This window comes from Mesorhizobium sp. BH1-1-5 (assembly GCF_020165615.1).
In the GTDB taxonomy this organism is placed as follows: domain Bacteria; phylum Pseudomonadota; class Alphaproteobacteria; order Rhizobiales; family Rhizobiaceae; genus Mesorhizobium.
This window is the reverse complement of record NZ_JAIUIM010000010.1, coordinates 30,770-50,472: the sequence shown is the minus strand read 5'-3', so window position 1 is coordinate 50,472 and position 19,703 is coordinate 30,770. Positions and strand designations below refer to the sequence as shown.

General features: G+C 64.8%; 22 protein-coding genes. 9 read left to right on the top strand and 13 right to left on the bottom strand.

Going from position 1 to position 19,703, the window contains the following annotated elements:
• Positions 1–91: 91 nt before the first annotated feature.
• Together LB572_RS15155 and LB572_RS15150 are read right to left on the bottom strand one after the other, a co-directional pair.
• Positions 92–487 (bottom strand): GFA family protein, encoded by a 396-nt coding sequence (locus LB572_RS15155; protein ID WP_224668271.1) that lies wholly within the window; start codon positions 485–487, stop codon positions 92–94.
• 117 nt (positions 488–604) lie between these two features.
• Positions 605–853 carry a ParB N-terminal domain-containing protein gene (locus tag LB572_RS15150; RefSeq protein ID WP_224668270.1) on the bottom strand — a complete coding sequence of 83 codons (249 nt, stop codon included), beginning with the start codon at positions 851–853 and terminating at the stop codon, positions 605–607.
• Positions 854–1,002: 149 nt separating this feature from the next.
• Here LB572_RS15150 and LB572_RS15145 point away from each other — a divergent pair, with 149 nt between their 5' ends.
• From LB572_RS15145 to LB572_RS15130, 4 genes are read left to right on the top strand one after another with little or no spacing between them, the layout of a single operon-like run.
• Complete coding sequence (locus tag LB572_RS15145; protein ID WP_224668269.1) at positions 1,003–2,643, top strand: N,N-dimethylformamidase beta subunit family domain-containing protein; 1,641 nt, start codon at positions 1,003–1,005, stop codon at positions 2,641–2,643.
• A gap of 1 nt (position 2,644) precedes the next feature.
• A complete protein-coding gene (locus tag LB572_RS15140) occupies positions 2,645–4,027 on the top strand; it encodes an aspartate aminotransferase family protein (protein ID WP_224668268.1) in 1,383 nt (460 codons plus the stop codon).
• A gap of 13 nt (positions 4,028–4,040) precedes the next feature.
• Positions 4,041–4,535, top strand: a complete 495-nt coding sequence (locus LB572_RS15135; RefSeq protein WP_224668267.1) for a GNAT family N-acetyltransferase — start codon at positions 4,041–4,043, stop codon at positions 4,533–4,535.
• A 2-nt stretch (positions 4,536–4,537) separates the two neighbouring features.
• The gene (locus tag LB572_RS15130; RefSeq protein ID WP_224668266.1) at positions 4,538–5,566 is read left to right on the top strand and encodes a histone deacetylase family protein; all 1,029 of its coding nucleotides are present in this window, start codon (positions 4,538–4,540) and stop codon (positions 5,564–5,566) included.
• A gap of 1 nt (position 5,567) precedes the next feature.
• Here LB572_RS15130 and LB572_RS15125 read toward each other — a convergent pair whose 3' ends face one another.
• The 3 genes from LB572_RS15125 to LB572_RS15115 all read right to left on the bottom strand — a co-directional run bounded on the left by LB572_RS15125 (position 5,568) and on the right by LB572_RS15115 (position 8,720).
• A complete protein-coding gene (locus tag LB572_RS15125) occupies positions 5,568–6,836 on the bottom strand; it encodes a cysteine desulfurase-like protein (protein ID WP_224668265.1) in 1,269 nt (422 codons plus the stop codon).
• A 35-nt stretch (positions 6,837–6,871) separates the two neighbouring features.
• Positions 6,872–7,939 (bottom strand): aldo/keto reductase, encoded by a 1,068-nt coding sequence (locus LB572_RS15120; RefSeq protein WP_224668264.1) that lies wholly within the window; start codon positions 7,937–7,939, stop codon positions 6,872–6,874.
• A gap of 322 nt (positions 7,940–8,261) precedes the next feature.
• Positions 8,262–8,720: a hypothetical protein gene (locus tag LB572_RS15115; protein ID WP_140806245.1), complete on the bottom strand. Its 459-nt coding sequence runs from the start codon at positions 8,718–8,720 to the stop codon at positions 8,262–8,264.
• Between the two features lie 97 nt (positions 8,721–8,817).
• Between LB572_RS15115 and LB572_RS15110 the strand changes: the two genes are divergently transcribed.
• Both LB572_RS15110 and LB572_RS15105 read left to right on the top strand, forming a co-directional pair.
• On the top strand, positions 8,818–9,132 hold the full coding sequence (locus LB572_RS15110; protein WP_140806237.1) for a hypothetical protein: 315 nt from the start codon (positions 8,818–8,820) through the stop codon (positions 9,130–9,132).
• The gene (locus LB572_RS15105) at positions 9,116–9,280 is read left to right on the top strand and encodes a DUF1127 domain-containing protein (RefSeq protein WP_140806231.1); all 165 of its coding nucleotides are present in this window, start codon (positions 9,116–9,118) and stop codon (positions 9,278–9,280) included. Before LB572_RS15110 ends, LB572_RS15105 begins: the two co-directional genes overlap by 17 nt.
• A gap of 60 nt (positions 9,281–9,340) precedes the next feature.
• On the opposite strand, the gene LB572_RS15100 is transcribed toward LB572_RS15105, so the two are convergent.
• A complete protein-coding gene (locus tag LB572_RS15100) occupies positions 9,341–9,847 on the bottom strand; it encodes a DUF1993 family protein (RefSeq protein ID WP_140806225.1) in 507 nt (168 codons plus the stop codon).
• 142 nt (positions 9,848–9,989) lie between these two features.
• On the opposite strand from LB572_RS15100, the gene LB572_RS15095 reads away from it, so the two are divergent.
• Positions 9,990–11,039, top strand: a complete 1,050-nt coding sequence (locus LB572_RS15095) for a DUF1176 domain-containing protein (RefSeq protein WP_224668263.1) — start codon at positions 9,990–9,992, stop codon at positions 11,037–11,039.
• A gap of 15 nt (positions 11,040–11,054) precedes the next feature.
• Here the strand turns inward: LB572_RS15095 and LB572_RS15090 are convergent, their stop codons facing one another.
• Genes LB572_RS15090 through LB572_RS15060 form a run of 7 tightly spaced genes read right to left on the bottom strand, consistent with a single transcriptional unit; the run spans position 11,055 to position 17,415 of the window.
• Positions 11,055–11,942 (bottom strand): alpha/beta hydrolase, encoded by an 888-nt coding sequence (locus tag LB572_RS15090; RefSeq protein WP_224668262.1) that lies wholly within the window; start codon positions 11,940–11,942, stop codon positions 11,055–11,057.
• A gap of 33 nt (positions 11,943–11,975) precedes the next feature.
• Positions 11,976–13,592: an NTP transferase domain-containing protein gene (locus LB572_RS15085; RefSeq protein WP_224668261.1), complete on the bottom strand. Its 1,617-nt coding sequence runs from the start codon at positions 13,590–13,592 to the stop codon at positions 11,976–11,978.
• Complete coding sequence (locus LB572_RS15080; protein WP_140806202.1) at positions 13,589–14,293, bottom strand: XdhC family protein; 705 nt, start codon at positions 14,291–14,293, stop codon at positions 13,589–13,591. The genes LB572_RS15085 and LB572_RS15080 overlap by 4 nt, the downstream gene beginning before the upstream one ends.
• A 5-nt stretch (positions 14,294–14,298) precedes the next feature.
• Positions 14,299–14,637 (bottom strand): XdhC family protein, encoded by a 339-nt coding sequence (locus LB572_RS15075; RefSeq protein ID WP_040981220.1) that lies wholly within the window; start codon positions 14,635–14,637, stop codon positions 14,299–14,301.
• 56 nt (positions 14,638–14,693) lie between these two features.
• On the bottom strand, positions 14,694–15,944 hold the full coding sequence (locus LB572_RS15070) for a vWA domain-containing protein (RefSeq protein WP_224668260.1): 1,251 nt from the start codon (positions 15,942–15,944) through the stop codon (positions 14,694–14,696).
• A gap of 5 nt (positions 15,945–15,949) precedes the next feature.
• Positions 15,950–16,873, bottom strand: a complete 924-nt coding sequence (locus tag LB572_RS15065; protein WP_224668259.1) for an AAA family ATPase — start codon at positions 16,871–16,873, stop codon at positions 15,950–15,952.
• Positions 16,874–16,920: 47 nt separating this feature from the next.
• On the bottom strand, positions 16,921–17,415 hold the full coding sequence (locus LB572_RS15060; protein ID WP_140806185.1) for a flavin reductase: 495 nt from the start codon (positions 17,413–17,415) through the stop codon (positions 16,921–16,923).
• Between the two features lie 192 nt (positions 17,416–17,607).
• Between LB572_RS15060 and LB572_RS15055 the strand changes: the two genes are divergently transcribed.
• Positions 17,608–18,678 carry a branched-chain amino acid ABC transporter substrate-binding protein gene (locus LB572_RS15055; protein WP_224668258.1) on the top strand — a complete coding sequence of 357 codons (1,071 nt, stop codon included), beginning with the start codon at positions 17,608–17,610 and terminating at the stop codon, positions 18,676–18,678.
• Entirely contained in the window at positions 18,678–19,694 is a 1,017-nt protein-coding gene (locus LB572_RS15050) for a P1 family peptidase (protein ID WP_224668257.1), read from the top strand. The genes LB572_RS15055 and LB572_RS15050 overlap by 1 nt, the downstream gene beginning before the upstream one ends.
• The last annotated feature ends 9 nt before the right edge of the window (positions 19,695–19,703 follow it).

The following is a 19,703-nucleotide window of genomic DNA, read 5'->3' as shown; positions in this document are numbered from 1 at the left end:
AGCGGAGTGAGACACTGGTGTCTTCTGGAACACCCCTCATCCGGCCGCTTCGCGGCCACCTTCTCCCACAACAAGGGGAGAAGGCAAGAAGCTACACCGGCGGCGCGCCTTCATATTGCGGCAGGCCGTCGTCGAGCATCACCCAGGGCTGCTTCGAAGCGGTCCAGAAATGCATGTCGGGCTTGAACAGCGACGGGTCGTCGAGCGAGCCGGAGGTGACGCCGAGAATGCCCCTGGAGTCGCGGCGTGAAAACATCGTCGTGCCGCACACCGGACAGAAGCCGCGCTGGAGGTCAGGCGTGGAATTGATCGTCGCCACCGGCCCCTCGATGGCCACGTCGTCGATGCGGAACAGGAGCCGCGCGTTGAAAGCGGCGCCGATTGCCCTTTGGCAGATCCGGCAATGGCAGACGCGCTCGTTCATCGGCTCCGCCTCCGCACGATAGCGCACCGCGCCGCACAGGCATCCACCCTCATATTTCGCCATGGTAAGCATCCTGTTCGTGAGTGTCGGAACGCTCTAGCCGCCGGCACGGCGGCGTCAATCAGAAAGCTTTGATGGGACGCGATCGCTAACGGTGATAGGCCCGTCCCCGACGAGAAATCAATGCCGCTTGGCCTGCACGAGATAGGCGTCGATCTCGGTCTCGCCCAGCCATTTCGCGGCTTCGAGCCGATGCAGCCCCTCGACCAGTATGTGGCGCTTGCCGTCGTGCCGCACCTGGATCGGTGTCTTCATGCCGTTCTCGAGAATATCCTCGGCGAGATGGCGCACAGTGTCGGGATGCAGCGTCTTGCGCCGTGCCGTCGGCACGTAGATGTCGTCGACCTTGACCTTTTGCACCCTCAGCATGTCGGCTCCCGGCGTTGGAACATCGCGTCAGCATGAAGTAACTCGTTTGCCGGATATCGCCAAGCGCAAGGCGCGCTGGCCCGATGCTTTCCATTTGACGCTCGGCCGGCCAATGGTCTCAATGACGACCTCGTGATCTCAGGTGTTCCTTGACGCAACTGCCCACCGAATTCCCCGATTTCGGGCTGACGCCCGAGCAGCGTCGCGAAGCGGTGCGCGGCCATTATTACGAATGGCCGGGGATGGATGGCTCGAGCGGCGAGATCTGGTGCTACAGCGACCGTTTTTCCTATCGTCCAGGCGATACGGTGACGCTCCATGTGAGCTCGACAATGCCGCAATTCAGCATCGTCATCGTCCGCGACGGAGCGGCTGAAACCAAGGTCTTCGAGAAACGTGGTCTGTCGGCGCGCTGGCAGGACACGCCCGACCAATGCTCGGTCGATGGCTGCGGCTGGGAAGCGTCGTTCGAATTCGGCGTCGGCGACGACTGGCCATCCGGTGCCTATCGCGTCACACTTTCGGCCGACGGCCGGGACGGCAAGCCGATCCATAGCCATCATCTCTTCATCGTCGCGCCCCTGCCTGGCCGAAAAGCTGGCCGCCTGCTGCAGGTCGCCGCGACCGGCACCTGGCTTGCCTACAACACCTGGGGCGGCTCCAACCACTATCAGGGCATCACCGGCCCGAACCGCGACCAGTACGCGACGACGGTGTCGACTGAGCGCCCCTGGTGCCGCGGCTTCGTCGTCCTGCCCAAGGATGCGCCGCGCGTGCCGCTGGTAGTCGCGGTGCCGCCGAAGACCGTGCCGCGCTATCCGCATATGGAATGGGCTTTCGCCACCGGACATTCGAAGAAATATGCCTCCTCCGGCTGGGCGAGCTACGACAGCCATTTCTTCCGCTTCGCCGAACGCGCCGGCTACCAGGTCGATCTCGCCAGCCAGCACGACCTCCATTTTTCGCCCGATATCCTCGATGGCTACGACTGCGTCGTCTTCGTCGGCCATGACGAATACTGGACCTGGGAGATGCGCGACGCCGTTGACGACTATATCGAGCGCGGCGGCCATGCGGCGCGCTTCGCCGGCAATTTCATGTGGCAGACCAGGCTGGAGGACAAGGGCCGCCGCCAGGTCTGCTACAAATACAAGGCGCGCGCCGAGGACCCCGCCTATCGCGGCGGCGACGTCACCCGCGCCACCAATTCCTGGGAGGCGCCCGAGATCGGCCGTCCGGGCAGCGCCACCTTCGGCCTCAACGCGACGCGGGGCGTCTATGCCGGCTGGGGCGGCTGCGCGCCGCGCGGCGTGCGCGGCTTTCCGGTCTATCGTCCGGAGCACTGGGCCTTCGCCGGCACCGGCATCTACTATGGCGACCTGCTCGGCGCCGACAGCCATGTCTACGGCTATGAGGTCGACGGGCTCGATTTCGAGATTCGCGGCGGCCTGCCCTACCCGACGGCTGATAGCGGCGCCCCGGACGGGCTCCAGGTGCTGGCCGTCGGCATGGCGAGCCAGGTCGAGGAAAGCGCCGACATCCCGATCGAGGACCAGTTCCTCACCGACGAGGACGGCCGCTTCACCGCCGAGACCTTGTTCGGCGAGGCCAGCGACGCCAATCTCGACAAGGTCAAGCGCGGCAACGGCATGATCGTCAATTTCCCAAGCGGCAAGGGCGAGGTCTTCCATGCTGGAAGCTGCGAATGGGTCGCCGGCCTGCTAAGGCAGGACGCGATGGTCGAACGCGTGACGAAAAATGTTCTCGACCGCTATCTCGGAAAGTCCTGACATGTCGAAGTCCCAAGCCAAGCCCTCGCCCGAAATCGAAGCACGGCCGCCATCGCATCTGTTCTATTTGTCGAGCCTGCGGCGGCCGCTTGTCGACCGCGCCGAGGGCATCTATTTCTGGACCAAGGACGGCCGCCGCTTCATCGACGGCTCGAGCGGGCCGATGGTCGCCAATATCGGCCATTCCAACCGCAACGTGCTCGACGCCATGAAGCGGCAGATGGACAAGACCACTTTCGCCTACCGGCTGCATTTCGAGAACGAACCAGCCGAGGAACTGGCGCGGGAACTGGCCGGCAAGCTCCCTGAAGGCATGGACCGCATCTTCTTCGTTTCCGGCGGCTCGGAAGCGACCGAATCCTGCATCAAGCTTGCCCGCCAATGGGCGGTCGTCACCGGCCAGCCCAAGCGCTGGAAGGTGATCACCCGCTTTCCGTCCTATCACGGCGGCACGCTGGGCTCGCTTTCGGTCACCGGCGACGATGCGCTGGCCGAGAGCTTCACGCCGATGATGAAGGTGATGCCGACGGTGCCGGCGCCCACCGCCTGGCGGGACCGCGACAATCTCTCGATGGAACAGCGCGGGGTCCGCTACGCCGACATGCTGGAGGAAAAGATCCAGTCCGAAGGCGCGGAAAGCGTTTTGGCCTTCATCATGGAGCCGATCGGCGGTGCTGCGACCGCAGCCCTTGTCGCGCCCGACAGCTATTATGCGCGCATCCGCGAAATCTGCGATCGCTACGGCATCCTGCTGATCCATGACGAGGTGATGAGCGGCGCCGGCAGGACAGGCAAGTTCCTCGGCGGCGACCACTGGAACTGCAGGCCCGACATCGTGGCGCTCTCGAAGGGGCTGGGCTCGGGCTACGCGCCGCTTGGCGCGCTGGCCGCGCCGATGCGTCTGGTCGAACCGTTGCTTGCCTCGGGCGGCTTCCAGCACGGCCACACCTATGCCGGCAATCCGCTGGCCTGCGCGGCCGGCCTCGCCGTGCTTGGCGAGATGGACCGGCTCGATCTCATCGCCAACGCCGCCGCCATGGGCGATGTGCTGATGGCGGAGTTGAAGAGCCTGCAAAAGCGCTTCCCCTTCATCGCCGACGTGCGCGGCAAGGGCCTGCTCACCGGCGCCGAAATGGTCGCCGATCCCGAGACCTTGAAGCCGATCGACCCGGCCCGCAAGGCAACGCAGCGCCTGCTCGACCATGCTTATGCGCGCGGCCTGATCATCTATGGCCGCAAGGTCAAGGGTGGCGTCGACGGCGACAATTTCATGGTGGCGCCGCCGATGATCATCACCAGAGAGCAGATCGGCGAGATGATCGCCATCATCGGCGACTCCCTGGAAGCGCTGGCGGAGGAACTCGACCTGCCGGTGGAGGGGTGAGAAAGGTGTTTTGATGCCGGCACCAATCACCCTCCGCCCCGGCCGCATCGACGACGTCGAAACCATCCACGCCGCCCTGCTGCGCCTCGGCACCTATATCGGCGCGCATCAGGAAATCACCTCGACGCCCGACGACCTTCGCCGCTATGGCTTCGGCGAAAAGCCCGCCTTCTCGACCGTGATCGCCGAGATCGACGGCGAATTCGCCGGGCTTTGCCTGCATTTCCCGATCTTCTCGACCTGGATGGGCCGTCCCGGCGTCTATGTGCAGGATCTTTACGTCGAGGATCGTTTTCGCGGCCGCCGGATCGGCGAGAAACTGCTGCGGCGCGTGGCCAGTGAGTGCCGCGCGGCGGGCGGCGTCTATCTGAGGCTGTCCGTCGACACCGACAACGAAACCGCCAAGGCCTTCTATGAAAAGCTAGGCATCGGCTGGTCGAGCTACGAACAGGTGCAGAAGATCGTCGGCGATGCCTTCTTCGCCTTTGCCGATACGCCGGAGGAATGACGATGAAAGCCTTCTATGCCGAGGAGCAGAAACGCCATGATCCCAAGGCCTTCCTCTCCAGCGGCACGCCGCAGCCCAACCCGGAAAAGCCGGAGCGGGTCGAAAGATTGTTAGCCGGTGCAATATCGGCCGGCTTGACGGTCGAACGTCCAGGGAATCATGGGCTTGGCCCGGTCGCGGCGGTGCATACGCCTGAATATCTCGACTTCCTCGAGCACATTTTCACGCGCTGGCAGCGCATCGAAGGCGCTTCGGCGGAGGTCATCCCGAACATTCACCCGATCGCCCGCAACGGCTCCTATCCGGCCTCGGCGGTCGGCCAGGCCGGCTACCACATGGCCGACACCGCCTGCCCGATCTCGGCCGAGACCTGGAACAGCGCCCTGTGGAGCGCCTGGAGCGCGGTGGAGACCGCTGAGACGGTGATGGCCGGCGCGCCTTCGGCCTATGCGCTTTGCCGCCCGCCGGGCCATCATGCCTTCGCCGATGTCGCCGGCGGCTTCTGCTTCATCAACAATTCGGCGGTCGCGGCGCAGGTGCTGCGCAAACAAGCTGCCCGCGTCGCCATCCTCGATGTCGACCTGCACCACGGCAATGGCACGCAAGGCATCTTCTACGCCCGGCCCGACGTGCTGACCGTCTCGCTGCATGCCGATCCGGTGCGCTTCTATCCGTTCTTCTGGGGTCATGCCGACGAACGCGGCGACGGTCCCGGCCTCGGCTACAATCTCAACCTGCCGCTGCCGCGCAAATCCGGCGACGCGGCCTTTCTCGAAGCGCTATCGGCAGCCTTTCAGCGCATCCGCGCCTTCGCGCCGGAAGCGCTGGTCGTAGCGCTCGGCCTCGACGCTTTCGAAGGCGATCCGTTCGGCGGCCTGTCGGTGACGACGCCAGGCTTCTCGCGCATCGGCGAAGCGATTGCCGGGCTCGGCCTGCCGACGGTCATCGTCCAGGAAGGCGGCTATCTCTGCGATGCGCTCGGCGACAACCTCACCGCCTTCCTCACCGGCTTCGGCGGCAAGCAGAGCTAACTCAGGACCGTTCCTGCCTCAGCATCGCGATAACGCGATGCACGCTTTCCAGCGTCTCCTCGATCTCGGCCGCCGTGTTGTAATGCGCAATGCCGATGCGCACGACGCCCTGTTCGGCCGGAATGCCGAGCTGGTGGACGACCTCCCACGCATAATTGTGGCCTGACCACAGGAAGATGTTTTCGGCATTCATCTGCCGCACGATCGTTTCCGGCTCGATGCCTTCGACGGTGAAGGAAATGGTCGGCACCCGTTCGGCGAGGCGTTCCGGATCGGTGATGCCGTGGATGACCAGGCCCTCTATATCGGACAGGCCTTCGATCAATTGCCGGGCCAGCGCGTTCTCGTAAGCGATCGAGACTTCGAACGCCTTGGCGATCCGTTGCCGCCGCGAGCCACCCTCGCCGGCGGAAGCGCCGAGATTGGCGAAATAGTCGATTGCCGCCGTCAGCCCGGCCATCAGCTCGATCTGCGGCGTGCCGAGCTCGAACCGCTCGGGCAGGACGTTCGACGAGCAGCGGCATTTGTAAGGCTCAAGGCCGTCGAGGACGTCGCGGCGGCCCCACAATATGCCCATATGCGGCCCGAAGAATTTATAGGCCGAGCAGATCAGGAAATCGCAGCCGAGCTCCTGCACGTCGATCAGCCCATGCGGCGCGAACTGCACGGCATCGACATAGACCAGCGCGCCAGCCCGCTTGGCGATCTCGGTGAGCGCTTTCACCCGATTGATCGAGCCGGTGAGGTTGGATGCATAATTCAGCGCGACAAGCCGGGTCTTTTCCGAAAGCAGCGCCTCGAGCGCCGCCTCCTCCACCTGCCAGCTCCGCTCGTTGAACGGCAGGAAGCGCACGACCAGGTCGAGATCCTCGGCAAGCTGCAGCCAGGGCGAGACATTGCCCTCGTGGTCCATGCGCGTGACGATGATCTCGTCGCCCGGCTTCATCGTCCGGCCGAGCGTGCGCGACATGTGATAGGTCAGCGTCGTCATGTTGGCGCCGATGACGATCTCCTCGACACTCGCGGCATTGAGGAAATCGGCCATCGCGGCATGCGCCCTGTCGACCACTTGCTGCGCCGCGACCGCCGTTTCGAAGAAACCGCCGAGATTGGCGTTGGTCGACAGCAGGCAGCGCGACACCGCGTCCGCCACCGTCAGCGGCACCTGCGTGCCGGCGGGATTGTCGAGATAGATGCGCCGGCGCCCGTCATCGACCAGCGAAAGCGCCGGAAATCTGCCGCGCACGGTCTCGATCGGAAACTCTGCCATCGTCTCCACCCCTTTGTTTTTTTAACGATTCCCGCTCAAGGACACGGATTGCCGACACGCTGATGGATGGCGTCGACCGCTTTCTGCATCTCTTCGGTCCAGGTGACGCCGGCCGAGGACAGCGCCATCTCGAGCTGCGCGATGGTGGTCGCGCCGACGATGTTCGCGGTCACGAAGGACCGGCTCGCCACATAGGCGTTGGCGAAAAGCGCCGGCTCCAGGCCAAAGGAGCGCGCCAGCTCGGTGTATTCCAGCAGCACTTCCGCGGCATTCGGCGTCTCGTAGCGCTGGCCGCGGTTGAAGAGCTGCGAGCGCGAGCCCTGCGGCCGCGCGCCATGATTGTATTTGCCGGTGAGATAGCCCTGCGCCAGCGGCGAATAGGGAAGAAACGCGATCTCCTCGCGCTCGCAGACCTCGGCAAGGTTCACCTCGAAGGTGCGGTTGACGAGACTGTAGGCGTTCTGCAGCGAGGCGACGCGCGGACCCTTGCCTTTTTCTGCTTCGAAGACGAAGCGCATGACGCCCCAGGAGCTTTCGTTCGAGAGGCCGAGATGGCGGATCTTTCCGGCCTTCACCAGTTCCTCGAAGACCGCGAGCGTTTCGGCGATCGGCGTCTCGTCTCCCGGAGCGCCTGCCGCATCCGCCCGCCGCGCCACCGCTCCGACGCGCGTCGGATTCGAGCCCCACGGAATGTCCCGGTCCGGCCAGTGGATCTGGTAAAGGTCGATATAGTCGGTGCCGAGCTTGGCCAGCGATTTCTCGACCGCGTCGAAGATGTCGGCGCGCACCAGCTTCGACGGACGATCGCCGCGGAACCACGCGTTGGCCGTGCGGCCGACCACCTTCGAGGCAAGGATGACCTTGTCGCGGTTGCGGTTGGCCTTCATCCAGCTGCCGATGGTCTTCTCGGTGCGCCCTTGCGTCTCCGCCTTGGGCGGGATCGGATAGAGCTCGGCCGTGTCGATGAAATTCACGCCGCGCGAGAACGCCAGATCCATCTGCGCATGGCCCTCGGTCTCGGTGTTCTGCTGGCCCCAAGTCATCGAGCCGAGGCAGATTTGCGAAACAAGGAGATCGGTCCGACCAAGGCGGCGTTTATGCATGGGGTTTCTCCGGCGGGAGGTTGCGCGGACAGCGCGGGGAGGAAGTTGAACATAGAGCAAAACGCTTGCGTTTTGCAAAGTCGCCCAGTTTCGAGACTGGCCGAAGCGTCAGTCAGTTCGTCATTCCAGGGCGGAGCAAGGAGCGAAGCGACGCGCGGAGACCCTAGAATCCATTCCGTTACGCTAAGACGTTGCAGCGATTACAGAATTCTACACCGTTGCATTTTGCGTTGAAGGTCACGGCATGGATCCTGGGTCTGCGCTCCGCTTCGCGTCGCTACGCCCAAGGATGACGAATATTGGAGAAGCTCCAGCCGGGGGACTACCGCCTGGCCCCGGCCAACGCCCGCCGCTTGGCTTCGTCGATCAGCATGTTGGCCACCTGCATGCGGATCATGGCGCGCTGGCGCAGATGCGGCGCGACCCGGTCCGGATGGTTGGCAAAGGCGAAGTTGCGGCGGATGCGGCCGAAATCGGCGTTCTTGGCTGGACGGTCGAGACCGAGTTCGCCAGCGATCGCTTCGGGATCGATCGGCGGCAGCTTCTCCTCCGGCCGGTGCTCTTCACCGGCCAGCGCCAGTTTCGCCTGGTCGAGAAGTGCCGCGAACTCGGCGGCAAGATCGGCGCCAGACTCGCGATATTCGGCGGCAACGCTCTCGCCGGCGACCTTGATGCGGCCGGAATGCAATTCATCGGCCACCGACAGATAGTCGAACGGGATCGATGGCCGGGCGCCCTCTTCCTCGCCTTTCTCCGAGGCGACGATCAGGTCGTCGAGCAACGAAGCGAAATCGAGCTTGTTCCCGGTGCCGATCTCAGCCTCCCCCTATGATGACGGCATGCGTTGATGCCGCGAACATAGGGCGCTCTCGTTAAAAATGAATGCTGGCGACGTTAACAATTGCCGGCTTTATGCCCGGCTGGCGGCCATCGACAACAAAAAGCCGGACCGCACTTTCGTGCAGCCCGGCAGTTTCGCCAGGAGTGGCGAGGAAAAAGCCAGCCATGAGCCGGCACCGGTGCCTACGGTCGAGCCCGCCCGAAAGTTTCACGAAAAGCCGATTGTGACAGAAAAAATTTCATCCGGCATGGCAGCCATGCAATTGCTGCACTGCACAATTTTTAACAAATCACCTATACCGTGGAGTCGGGAGGACCAACAGGGGCTATTGAGTCATGGGGTTCTTCACTGAAATGTTCGCTCGGCCGCGGCCGCAGGAACACCAGCGTTACCGTGCGGCGCTCGCGCTTCTCAATGCGATGAGCAATGCCGACCGCGCCGATATCGGCATCAAGCCGGCGGATTTTCCGCGCGTCGCGCGCGAAATGTCGATCCGCTGAGCCGAACTGGACCAAAGAGGTTTCCCGGGACGCCTGGGAAACCTCCAAGCCATTCAAAAGTCAGCGATTTCCGAGGAACGTCTGCTTGCCGAGCGGCACGCCATTGTGGCGCAGGATGTCGTAGGCGGTCGTGACGTGGAAGTAGAAATTCGGCATCGCCACATGCAGCAGGTACTGCAGGCCGGGCAGCGTGGCTTCGCGTCCGCCGAGCTTTAACTCGACCGTCCTGTCTTCCGACCCCTCCAGATCGGCCGCCGTGAACGTCGCCAGATGATCGAGCGTCTTGGCGATCCGAGCCTGCAGATCGGCAAAGCTCGCTTCATTGTCCTCGTATTTCGGCACCTCGCGGCCGGCCAGCCGCGACGGCGCGCCCTTGGCATGGTCGGTGGCGATCTGGACCTGCCTGGTCAGAGCGAACATGTCAGGCGACAGCCGCGCGTTGAGGAACACCTGCGGATCGATCTTGCGCTCGCCGGCATTCTGCTCCGCCGCCGTCAGGACGCTGGCAAGCGCCTTGAGCCGGGCAGAAAAGACGCCCACCGAAATGTCGTACATGGAAATGGTCACGGGTAATCTCCCAAGGCGGCCCCAGCGCCGCGGGCCGTGACCTAGCGCCTCCGGCCACGATTCTTCAAGCGCTCGTGTCCCCACGTCACCGCGCCGCCGCAATCGCCGTGGTAGTATTTTCGTTATCGAGCGGAGATTCCCGATGAGACACGTCTTTCTCGCAGCGGCTGCGTTGTTCTCCCTTTCCAGTATCGGCCACTCGGCGCTCGCAGCCGATGCGCCCTATATCGATGACAGGTCCAGCGCCGATGCGGTCATCCGTTCGCTCTACAGCGCCATCAACCGCCACGAGTTCGCCCGCGCCTGGGGTTATTTCGGCGATACGAAGCCGGCTAAAGACTTCAACGCTTTCGTCAAGGGTTATGACGGCACCGACACCGTCGACGTCAAGACCGGCGCCGTTTCGGACGAGGGCGCGGCCGGCAGCATCTATTACAGTGTCCCAATCGCCATCCAGGCCACCGACAAGAAGGGCGAGGCCAAGGTTTTCGCCGGCTGCTACACGGTCCGCCAGGTCAATGCGCAGATCCAGGAACCGCCCTTTCAGCCGATCTTCATCGACAAGGGCGCCTTGAAGCCCTCGACCGAGGATTTCGACAGCGCCGTTCCGGCAAGCTGCGGCGACGGCCCGCCGCCGCCGAAGAAGGACGAGGCGCTGGAGCAGGCTAAGAAGGCGTTTCTCGCCACCTATGGCGGCCAGTGCGACAAGCAGGACCCGGACGGCAAGCCGATCGGCGAGCCCGAGGCGCACTCCATCCATTACAAGGACAAGGACGCCCAGCCCAGCGACCCGGAGCGCGAGACGCGGCTGTTCCGCTTCTTCTGCTCGATGGCCGCTTATAACGAGACGGCGGTCTACTACATCGGCGATGACGTCAACGGCGTCACCCAGCTGCAGTTCACCGAGCCGGATCTCGATATCCGCTATGAGAACAACAACAGCGAAGGCAAGGTCGAGTCGATCCACATCATCGGGTTCAAAACCAGCGGCTGGGCGACCAACTCGGACTATGACGACAACACCAAAACCATCACCACATCCGACAAATGGCGTGGTGTGGGAGATGCCTCGTCATCGGGAACATATCTCTTCCGCAACGGCGATTTCTCGCTGGTCCAGTATGACGTCGATGCCTCTTATGACGGCGAGATGAATCCGCAGACCGTGATCGACTACAACACGGCGCCTTGAGCCTCGGCAGACGGATCAGGGCGCCTTCGTCAGCATCCAGTTCAGCGTGCCGCGCCAATCGACCATGCGGATCGGCGTGCCATGCGTTCCGGTCTCGAAGCGTACGAAGCGTGTCGGATAAGACTTCCTGGCGAGGATCGAGCGGAAGAAGGCTTCCTGCTTTTCCACCGGGAAGACCACGTCATGGCTTCCCTGGCCGAAGAACACCGGCACGCGGCGTTTGAAGGCGGGGCTGGTCAGGAAGCTGTCGTCCCACAGCGAGCCGAGCAGCAGCAAGCCGTTGATGCGGCCGCCCGTATCCTTGCGCGCTGCGAGCTTCCAGCAGATCATCCCGCCCATCGAGCCGCAGGCCACGAAGATTTTCGCGCCGGGCGATGTCTCGGCATAGTGACCGATGAGCGCCGCGACCTGCGCCGCGCCCTTGTCGCCGAAATCGGGGAAATCCGGCGAAAGATAGAGCCCGTTGTTGGCGGCCATCAGGTTCTTGATGCGGTTGAAATTGCCGCCGAAGGTGAAGTCGTCGACACCTTGCTTTCGGCTGCCGCCCTGCCCGTGCAGGTAGAGCACGATGATGGAAGCGCCTTCAATCCTGCCGACCGCGACATGCCTGACATCGCCGGCGTCCGTCTTCAGCATCAGGTCCTGCTGCACCTTGCGCACGCCGGGATCGGTATATTGCGCACGCACGCGCTTTTCCGGCACCTCGTCGCGCTGGTTGATGTCGCGCATCTCGCGATAGTCCAGCACGGTGTAGGCGCCATTGTCGCCGGTCGACAGTGTCGCCGGGTAAGCGAAGAGGTCGTCCTTGAACGACTTCAGCGAAAGCGTCTGCCCCTCGGCGGCCGAAAGAGAAAGCGCCGTCACGGCGATCAAGGCAAAGAGACGTTGGAAACGGAAAGACATACCGAGAGCCATGCGAAATTCGGCTCTGCTTTGTCAATCCTGCAGAACGCCGCCCGCCCCTTCCAGCGCCTCGCGCGTGTCGACATCGATCGAGGCGCCCTGCCCGATCTCGACATCGATGACGTCGAGACCCTCGGCTTCGACCAGATGCCGCGCGCCGGTATCGCCTTCGAGTTGCGCAACCGCCGCGAAAAGCGGTCGCGGCAACAGCACCGGATTGCCGCGCTTGCCCTGGTGCGAGGCGCGCACCACGGCTTGGCCGCCGGCGCGGCGGAACGCATCGATCAGGCTGTCGAGGTCCTTCGACGAAACGCCGGGCATGTCGCCGAGCACGATCATGGCGCCGGCCGCGTCGGGCGCGACCTTCGCAATGCCCGCCTTCAAGGACGAAGCCAGGCCATCGGCGAAGTCGGGATTGTCGGCGAGTTCCACCTCAAGGCCGCCAAGCGCGGAACGCACGCGCTCGCGCTGATGGCCGGTGACGACGATGGTGTTGGCTGCCTTCGAGCCCAGCGCCCGCCCCGCGGTGCGGCGAACCAGCGGCTCGCCGTCGAACAGCGCCAGAAGCTTGTTCGGCCCGCCCATGCGGCTCGAACAGCCGGCGGCCAGAAGCACGATATCGACCTTCAGCGCCGACCTTGCCGGCTGCGACGCCGGCTCGCGCGGCTGCGGCCTGGTCGGGATTTCCATCAGAAGCCCGCCGACACCCATGCCGGCAATATCGCCCGCCGTCACCTCGAGCCCGGCAATCAGGCGATCGAGCACCCAGTCGAAGCCATTCTCCTTCGGGCTGCGCGCGCATCCCGGGGCGCCGACGACGCGCTTGCCGTCGAGCGTTCCGAGCACCAGCAGATTGCCGGGATCGACCGGCATGCCCGCGCGAACGACGGTACCGCCCGCGCGCTCGATCGCGGCCGGCACGACGTCGGCAAAGTCGCTCATCGCCGATGCCCCAAAAATCACCACCATGTCGTTGTCGCGCGCCAGCTGGGTCGCGGCCGCCGCGACGGGCGCAATCTCGTGCGGCGTGCGCCGTTCGGCCGTCAGCCGGCCGCCGGAACGCGCCAGCCGCGCCTCGGTGACCCGCAGCGTCTTGTCGAGCACGCTCGGCTTGACGCCCGGAAGCACCGTCTGGATGACGCCGACAGTGATGGGGCGATAGGCGTTGACGGCAAAGATCTCGCGGCCGGCGCAGACCCTCACCACGCTGTCCACCAGGTTTGCGGCAACGGCAAAGGGGATGATCTTCACCGTCGCCACCATCTGGCCTTTCTCGACCGGGGCGTGCTGCGCCAGCGTCGCGATGGTGATGGCCGGATCGACGGCGTTTATGGCGTCGATCATACCGGCGTCGACGGTAAAGACGCCCGAGGCTTCCGCATGCAAATTCACCCGCCCGGTCGCGGCCGGCTTGACCTCGATGTTGCGGTGGCTCATGGCGGCGGCGATCTTCGCGGCGGCGGCATCCTCGCCGAGATCGCCCTCGGCAAGCACCGCCGCGACAACTTCACTGACGCCCGCCGCCTTGAGTGCCGCGACATCCTCGCCGCTCAGCCGGTGCGCCTTGCGGAACCGTTTTTCACCGGCGGTGGTCGCATGCGCCAGCACCGCGCCTTCCGCCTCGTCGATCGGAACCGGTCCGAATTTCACGCCACGGCGCCTTTTGCTTCGAGACCGCGCGAGCGGAAGGCGTGGATCGCCTGCGCAAGCACGGCAACAGCGATCTCGGCCGGACTTGCCGCACCGATGTCGAGGCCGATCGGCGCGTGGATACGGGCAATCTGGTCGGCGCCAGCGCCCAGCGCCAGCAGGCGTTCGACGCGCTTGGCGTGGGTCTTGCGGCTGCCGAGCGCCCCGACATAGAAGCATCGGGCATCAAGCGCCGCCTTCAGCGCGAAATCGTCGATCTTCGGATCGTGGGTGACGGCCGCAAGCGCGGTATAGCTGTCGAGCGGCGCGCGCTTCAGCACATCCTCCGGCCATTCGGCATGCAGCGCGACGTCGGGAAAGCGCTCCGGGGTGGCGAAGGCGGTGCGCGGATCGATGATCTCGACGGGATAGCCGGCGATCCTGGCCATCGGCGCCAGCGCCTGGCTGATATGCACCGCGCCGATCACCACCAGGCGCGGGCGCGGCAGATGCGCGTTGAGAAAGAAGCTCCGCCCTTCAGCATCCACCGACCTCGAATTGCCGGTCCGGAACGCATTGGCGATGGCCGCTCCGAGATCGCCGGCGACATGGTCGCCCTCACGCACGATGCGGTCGCGACCGTCGCCGAGATCGGTGACCAGCACCGCGGCGCGGCGGGCGCGGCGTTCTTCGTTGAGTGTCTTCAGGACATACGGATCCACGGCGGTCAGCCCAGCCGCTCGACATAGACCTTGATGCGGCCGCCGCAGGACAGCCCCACCTGCCAGGCGGTCTCGTCGGCGACGCCGAACTCCAGCATCTTCGCCTTGCCGCTGTCGATGACGTCGATCGCCTCGGTCACCACGGCGCCCTCGACACAGCCGCCGGAGACCGAGCCATGGAAATTCCCCTCGGCGTCGATGACCAGATGGCTGCCGACCGGACGCGGCGCCGAACCCCAGGTCTCGACCACGGTCGCGATGGCGACATCCTTGCCGTCCTTCATCCAGCCTTCCGCGATGATCAGGGGATCGCGGGCCTCATCGAGATAAATGCTCTCATCCATCGTCGCTTCTCACAAAGTCTGTTTTTCCCGAGAAAAGATTCCCAAGGAACATATGGCTACGCCGCCCGCCTGTCGCCAGTTCGCAGCCAGCGGCGCGGATCGACGGAAGCCGCCGGCCGCTGGTCGAGCGAGGCGCAAAGATCGGCCAGCGCATCGAGATTATGCACCGCCCGGAACTCGTCGACATAGGGCAGCATCGCCTTGACGCCACGGGCACGCGCCTCGAAGCCGTCGAAACGCAAGAGCGGATTGAGCCAGATCAGCCGCCGGCAGGATTTGTGCAGCCGCTCGATCTCCTCCGATAGGCCGGTGACGTCGTCGCGTTCCAGCCCGTCGGTGATGAGCAGCACCACCGCGCCCTGCCCCAGCACCCGCCGCGACCACAACCGGTTGAACTCGGCGAGCGTGTCACCGATACGGGTGCCGCCCGACCAGTCCTTCACCGCCGCCGAGCATTCGGCCAGCGCCTCGTCTGGATCGCGATGGCGCATCTGGCGGGTCAGGTTGGTCAGCCGCGTGCCGAAGACAAAGGCATGCACGCGCCGGCGCTTTTCCGTCAACGCATGCAGGAAATGCAGGAAGATGCGCGTGTATTGGCTCATCGAGCCGGAAATATCGGCCAGCACCACCAGCGGCGGATGTACTTCGCGCGGCGAACGGAACTTCGGCAGGATAAGCTCGCCGCCGGTGCGCGCGGCCGAGCGCATCATGGCGCGCGGATCGATTCGGCGCCCCTGCGCGTCCGCCTTGAAGCTCCGCGTGCGGATGACATCGAACGGCAGGCGCAAGGCCGCAATCGCCTTTTTGGCTTCGGCCATCTCCGCCGCATCCATCTGGGCGAAATCCTTGCCCCGCAGCACCTCGTTCCCGGAAAAGGTGAGGCGCGCGTCGACCTCGATCTCCGGCACTTCGCGCACCGGCTGGTTTTTCTGGTGGCCTTCGAACATCGCCTGGCTGACGCGGTTCTCGGCCGCGCGCGGCTTCTGCTTCTCAGCGTTGTCCGGCGCGACTGGCGAAAACATCGCCAGCAGCTTCTCGATCAGCTCGTGCGATTTCCAGAACAGGCGGAAGGCCTCGTCGAAGACCGGATGGTCCTCGTGCCGCGACACCAGCACTGCATGCAGCGTCCAGTAGAAATCGTCGCGCGAGCCGATACCGGCGGCAAGCACCGCCTCGATGGCGTCCTTCACCGAGGCCGGGCCGACGCGCATGCCGGCCTTGCGCAGCGCCCGCGCGAAATAGACGATGTTGTCGGCGATGCGCCCATCGGCGAGTGCTTCTTTGGGTTCCGGACGCGGCGATGGCACCGCGCCTACTCCGCCGCCGAAAGCTCGGCCTTCACCTCATTGAGGATGCGCCGGCCCTCGCCTTCGCCGATACGGGCGATATCGTCCTGGTATTTCAAAAGCACGCCGATCGTGTCCGACACGGTCTCCGGATCGAGCGCCACCTTGTCGAGTTCTGTCAGCGCGCCGGCCCAATCGATGGTTTCGGCGACGCCGGGCGCCTTGAACAGCTCGACCTGGCGCAGCTTCTGGATGAAGGACACGACCTCCGCCGACAGCCGGCGGTTCGCCTGCGGCACCTTGCGGCGCACGATCTCCAGCTCGCGCTCGGCATTCGGGTAGTCGACCCAGTGATAGAGGCAGCGACGCTTCAGCGCGTCGTGAATCTCGCGCGTGCGGTTCGTGGTGATGATGACGATCGGCGGCTCTTCCGCCTTGATCGTGCCAAGCTCGGGAACCGTAACCTGGAAGTCGGAGAGAATCTCGAGCAGGAAGGCCTCGAAAGCCTCATCGGCGCGGTCGAGCTCGTCGATCAGGAACACCGGCGCCGCACCTGCCTTGCCGGTCAGCGCATCGAGCACCGGACGGCGGATCAGGTATTTTTCGGAGAACACGTTGCGCTCCATGTCGGAGCGCACGACCTTGCCGGCCGCCTCCTCCATGCGAATCTCGATCATCTGCGCGGCGTAATTCCACTCGTAGACCGCCGAGGAGACGTCGAGCCCCTCATAGCATTGCAGGCGGATCAGCCGGCGGCCGAGCGCGTCGGCCAGCACCTTGGCGATCTCGGTCTTGCCGACGCCGGCTTCGCCCTCGAGGAACAAGGACCGCTTCATGCGCAGCGAAAGGAACAGCACGGTCGCCAGCGAACGGTCCGCGACATAGTCCGCGCCGGTGAGAAGATCGAGCGTTTCGTCGATCGAGTTCGGCGCGGGACGCGGCGCGATCATCTTGTCTCCGAGGATCCCGCCCGCCCTTTTCAAAGAAAATGCCCGTTTCAAAGAAAATGATAGCCGCGGTTGTGGTAGATCAGCGGCCGCAAATTATCGCCGATGCGCAGGCCTGTCACCTTGCCAAAAAGCACACGGTGGGTGGCGAGGTCCTTGGCGTCGATGATCTCGCAGTCGAACACGGCGAGCGCGCCCTTCAGCGTCGGCGCGCCGGTCGAGATCACGTCCCATTCGGCCAGCGCGAAGCGCTCCTCCGCCGGCAGGCCGGTGACACCGGAAAAGCCGACGGAGACGGCTTCCTGGTCCGAAGCCAGCGTGTTCAAGGCGAACTTGCCGTTCTTGATGAAGGCCTCGTTCTTGGCGTTCTCACGATTGAGGCAGACCAGCACCGTCGGCGGCGTGTCAGAGACCGAACAGGCGGCGATCACCGTCGCGCCGCGCTTGCCGCCAGGCCCGTCCGTCGTCACCACATGCACATGGCCGGCAAAATGCGCCATCGCATCGCGATAGTGCTGCGGCCCGATATCGTTGATCTTCAGCACCCGATAATCCACCTGTCGGAACCAGTTCGTTATATATGGCGGCATATTGCACGCCACAAGTTGCATAGCACGGGCGAAGTGCTTGACTGCAATCCGCAAATTCGCGTGTTGCGCGGCGCTTAGCCAGCCTTTAGGCATTTCTTGGAATAGTGTCGGGACTGTATTCCCGGCATGGAGGATCTCTTAGCCCGAATGCGTCTTCTCACGACGACATCAGCCGTGCTGCTCTGGCTGTCGCTGGCCGCGGGCGCCGACGCCGAGGTGCTGGTCGGCGTTGCCGCGCCGCTTTCCGGTCCGTCGGCTGTTCTCGGCAACCAGATTGAGACCGGCGCAAGCCTGGCAGCGGAGGCAAACGGCGTCACGGTGAAAGCCGTTGACGATGCCTGCACCGCCGATGGCGGCGCAGCCGCGGCAAAGGAATTCGTCGACGCCAAGGTCAATGTGGTGGTGGGCTTTCTCTGCACCGAGACGATCGAGGCCGCGCTGCCGATCCTGAAGGACGCCAACATTCCGGTGATCACGGTCGGCGTGCGCACCGAAAGCCTGACCGACCGGCGCGCCAAGACCGGCTGGCCGGTCTACCGGCTCGGCCCGCGCGGCGACGATGAGCGCAATGCGGTCGCCGCCAAGCTCACGCAGCTCTGGCGCGACGACCTGTTCGCCATCGTCGACGACGGCACCATCTATGGCCGCGAGATGGCCGAGACCTTGCGCGCCGCGGCCGAGCAGGCGGCGCTGAAACCCGTCTTCGTCGACACGTTCCGGCCGCAGCTCGACAACCAGATCGGGTTGATCGGCCGGCTGAAGAAGGCCGGCGCGACAAAAGTGTTCGCCGGCGGCGACGGCGACGACATCGCCATCATGGGCCGCGACGCCGCCCAGCTCGACGCCGGCATCACCTTTGCCGGCGGCGAAAACTTGCGCACACCGCCGGGCGATGTGCCCTACGCCGGCGGCACGCTGATGATCGCCCCACCGGAATGGTCGGAGGTCGCCGATCCCAAGGTGATGCAGGCTTTCGCCGCGAAGAACATCGCGCCGGACGGCTATACGCTTCCGGCCTATGCCGCGGTCGAAATCGCCAAAGCCGCGCTGGCCGGCGCCGAAAGCTCCGGTCAGCCGCTTGGCCAGGCGCTGACCGGCCATGATTTCACCACCGCGATCGGCACCATCCGCTTCGACGACAAGGGAGATCTGAGCCAGAACCCGTTCCGCGTCTTCCGCTTCGACGGCACGCATTTCGTACCGCTGGAGGACAAGTGATGTTCCGCACGGGGCCGCGCAATCTGATCACCGACGTTGCCGGCCTCAGCGTCGGCAATGCCGCCGACGCCAGGCTGAAATCCGGCGTCACGGTGGTGCTGTGCGATGAGCCTGCCGTGGCCGGCTTCCAAGTGCTGGGCGGCGCGCCGGGCACGCGCGAGACCGACCTGCTCGAGCCGCAGAATTCGATCGCGACGATCCATGCCGTCGTCCTGTCCGGCGGCTCCGCCTTCGGGCTCGACGCTGCCTCCGGCGTGCAGGCGGCGCTGCGCGAGAAAGATATCGGCGTCGAGGTCGGCGGCTTCCGCGTGCCGATCGTGCCGGCCGCGATCCTGTTCGACTTGCGCAATGGCGGCGACAAGGATTGGGGCCGTTATCCGCCCTACCGCGAGCTTGGCTATGCGGCCGCGCAGGCGGCAACCGTCGATTTCGCCATCGGTACGGCTGGCGCCGGCACCGGCGCGCTGACCTCCGGGTTGAAAGGCGGCCTGGGTTCGGCTTCGACGGTGCTCGACAGCGGCGTCACCGTTGGCGCGCTCGCCGCCGTCAACCCGACAGGCTCGGTGACTGTAGGCCGTAGCCGCCATTTCTGGGCGGCGTCCTTCGAGATCGGCGACGAATTCGGCGGCCTGGGTTATCCAGACCCCATGCCTGACGACGCCAGGAAGATATTGCTGAAATACCGAGACAGGCGCGTCGGCGGACATGCGGAGGCCGGCAGTACCACCATCGCCGTCATCGCCACGGACGCCGTCCTGACCAAGGCCGCGGCCAAGCGGCTGGCGATTTCGGCGCATGACGGCTTCGCCCGCTCCATCTGGCCGACGCATACCCCGGCCGACGGCGATCTGGTGTTCGCGCTGGCGACGGGCAGGAGCGGAATAGAACTCGGCGCCGATGCGGCTATCGACTTGTTCGCGGCGGCCGGCGCGACCATGGCGCGTGCCATCAGCCGCGGCGTCCATGCCGCGACACCCGCGGACGGCGATCTGTTCCCCGTCTGGTCGTCGCGCTGATTGGCTCGA